We start from the raw sequence: 2,773 nt of genomic DNA, 5'->3' as shown, positions 1-2,773 counted from the left end.
GACCTCACCCGCGCGGGCGCCCGCCGCTTCTTGCTGACATTGGTCGCCACGGGCTATGCGACGCAGTCCGGCCGGCTGTTTTCGTTGTCGCCGCGTCTGCTGACGGTCGCGCGGACCTGGCTCGGCGGCGCATCGCTCTGGACCTTTGCCGCACCCATCATGCGCGAGGTGGCGGGAAAATTCGACGAAGCCTGCAACGCTGCGGTGCTGTCGGGCGAGGACGTTGTCTATGTCGCGCGCATCCCCGGACGGCGCATCTTGAACGTGGCGCTCGATGTCGGCACCAGGCTGCCAGCCTATTGCACGTCGATGGGGCGGGTGCTGCTTTCCGGCCTGCCGGCGGATGAGTTGAAGACCTTCCTTGCCGAAGCGTCCATCGAGCGGCGGACGCCGAAGACGATCACCGGCCGCGCCGCGCTTGGCAAAGCGATCGACAGGGCGAGGGCGGACGGCTTCGCTATCGTCGACGAGGAGTTGGAGCTCGGCCTGCGTTCGATCGCGGTGCCGATCGCCGATCGCGGCGGCCGTACTGTCGCCGCCATCAACGTCTCGACGCAGTCGGCGCGTTTCTCGGTCGAGGCGATGGAGCGCGACATCCTGCCGGTGCTGCGGCAGGCCAAGCGGCGGGTGGAGGAATTCTTCTTCGTTTGATCGCCAAGGCCAACCTCGCGAAGTTAGCGCTGCCCCTCATCGCCCTACCGGGCACTTCTCCCCGTATAGTGACGGGGAGAAGGAGCTAACCGTTGACGCCTCATTTCAGATACGCTAATGAACAGGATTATACAGGTTCATTGAACAGGTATCGATATGGCCCGTCGCGCGATGCAGCTCTCACCCGGCACGGGCAAGCCCGAGCAGATCGCGACGGTACTGGAGCATGAGATACGCTCCGGCGTGCTTGGCTTCGGCGCCCGCCTGCAGAGCGAGAACGAGCTCGTCCAGCGCTTCTCCGTCAGCCGCAACACGGTGCGCAAGGGGCTGGAAGAACTGTCGAGCCGCGGGCTGATCACCACCAAGGTCGGCATCGGCTCCTTCGTGACCTTCGACGGCATGCCGGTCGACGACGCGATCGGCTGGTCGCGCGCGCTGGCCAATGCGGGCGCCAATGCCGAGACCCGCACCTTACGGCTCGAGATCATCGAGGACGCGGAACTGGCCGCCAGGCTCGGCGTCGCGAGCGCGTCCTTCATCGCGGTCGACCGCGCCCGCACCAATGCGGATGACGGCCACGCCATCTCGATCGAGCGCAGCCGCCTGCCGCTGTCGCCGGAGTTGGAAGACATCCCGCTGCGCGGCCTGCGCGAAGGCACGCTGCACCAGACGCTGCGCGGGGCAGGGCTGGTGCCCGACCACGGCGAGGAGTGGGTCGATATCGAGATGCTGAGCGCCGCCGACGCCGCGATCCTCGCCTGCGCGCCCGGCACGCCGTTCCTGCGCACGCGCCGACTGACGCGCGCCGCCGACGGGCGCGCCATCGAATTCGTCACCAGCCTGCTCAACCCCGCGCATTTCGCGCTGCATCTGGAGTTCTGAGCATGGCGGCTGACGCGATCGATCGCGCAATGGGCGCTCTGATCGGCGGGGCGCTGGGCGATGCGCTGGGCATGCCGACGCAGCTTCTGTCGCCGGCCCGCATCGCCGGGCTCTACGGCCATGTCGAGGATTTCGTCGCGCCTGCCGCCGATCACCCGGTGTCGAAGGGGCTGCCGGCCGGCGCGATCACCGACGACACCGAGCAGGCGCTGCTGCTTGGCCGCATCCTCGTCGAGTCCGGCGAGCGTTTCGACCATGCGCGCTGGGTCAACGCGCTGCTCGACTGGGAGCGCGACGTCAAGGCGCGCGGCAGCTATGACCTGCTTGGACCGTCGACCAAGCGCGCCATCGACGCCATCAACAGCGGTGTGCCGGCCGAGGAGGCCGGGCGCGGCGGCGACACCAATGGCGCGGCGATGCGCATCGCGCCGGTCGGTATCATGATGCCGCCGGAGCCGCTCGCGGCACTGGTCGCCAAGGTGGCGGAAACCTGCCGGGCCACGCACAACACATCCATCGCAATCGCTTCCGCCAGTGCCGTTGCCGCCGCAGTCAGCCTTGGCATTTCGGGCAGCGACTGGCGCGCCGCTTCCGGTCACGGGGTCGCGGCCGCAAGACTTGGCGCCACGCTTGGCCATTGGGTCACCGGCGGCGACATCGCCGCGCGCATCCTCTGGGCGCAGGAGCTTGTCCGCGGCAAGGCGGAGAAGGAAGCCATCAAGCTGATCGTCGACCTCGTCGGCACCGGCGTCGCCAGCCAGGAATCGGCGCCGGCCGCCTTCGCGGTGCTGGAGGTCGCGCAGGGCGACGCCTGGCGGGCTGCCGTGATCGCCGCCAATCTCGGCGGCGACACCGACACGATCGGGGCGATTGCCGCCGGCATGGCCGGCGCCTGCGCTGGCCTGTCGGAGCTGCCGCAGGATCGCATTGCGGAGCTGAAGGGCATCGACATCGCGCAGGTCCGCGCGCTGGCGACCGATCTGGTCGCGGCGCGCCGCTCCAAGACTGGTGCAGGCAAGGAGGACGCGGCGTGAGCGGGCGGCTCGTCCATGTCGGCAGCGCTGTGGTCGACTATGTCTACCGCATCGACGCCTTGCCGGCGGCCGGCACGGAAAAGACCGCGTCAGCTTACGCGCGGGTCGCCGGCGGCGGCTTCAACATGATGGTCGCGGCAGGCCGCACCGGCATGAAGGTGGTGTTCGGCGGCCAGCTCGGCACCGGGCCGGACGGAGACTTCCTG

General features: G+C 69.0%; 3 protein-coding genes and 1 pseudogene. All 4 read left to right on the top strand.

Going from position 1 to position 2,773, the window contains the following annotated elements; translation table 11 throughout:
* Positions 1–651 (top strand): IclR family transcriptional regulator C-terminal domain-containing protein (locus tag EOD07_RS29560; protein ID WP_127237855.1); only part of this gene is annotated, 651 nt, incomplete at its 5' end.
* Positions 652–807: 156 nt separating this feature from the next.
* Positions 808–1,533, top strand: a complete 726-nt coding sequence (locus tag EOD07_RS29555; RefSeq protein ID WP_127237854.1) for a GntR family transcriptional regulator — start codon at positions 808–810, stop codon at positions 1,531–1,533.
* 2 nt (positions 1,534–1,535) lie between these two features.
* Positions 1,536–2,567, top strand: a complete 1,032-nt coding sequence (locus EOD07_RS29550) for an ADP-ribosylglycohydrolase family protein (RefSeq protein ID WP_127237853.1) — start codon at positions 1,536–1,538, stop codon at positions 2,565–2,567.
* A pseudogene (locus EOD07_RS29545) lies at positions 2,564–2,773 on the top strand (ribokinase); the annotation flags it as partial. The gene EOD07_RS29550 and the pseudogene EOD07_RS29545, both read left to right, overlap by 4 nt.

The organism is Mesorhizobium sp. M2C.T.Ca.TU.002.02.1.1 (assembly GCF_003997225.1).
This window is presented reverse-complemented; position numbering and strand designations above follow the sequence as displayed.

What these genes read in the sequence shown, in the direction of transcription:
- EOD07_RS29555 (WP_127237854.1), top strand. Translation starts at nt 808, where the DNA reads ATGGCCCGTCGCGCGATGCAGCTCTCACCCGGCACGGGCAAGCCCGAG.
- EOD07_RS29550 (WP_127237853.1), top strand. Translation starts at nt 1,536, where the DNA reads ATGGCGGCTGACGCGATCGATCGCGCAATGGGCGCTCTGATCGGCGGG.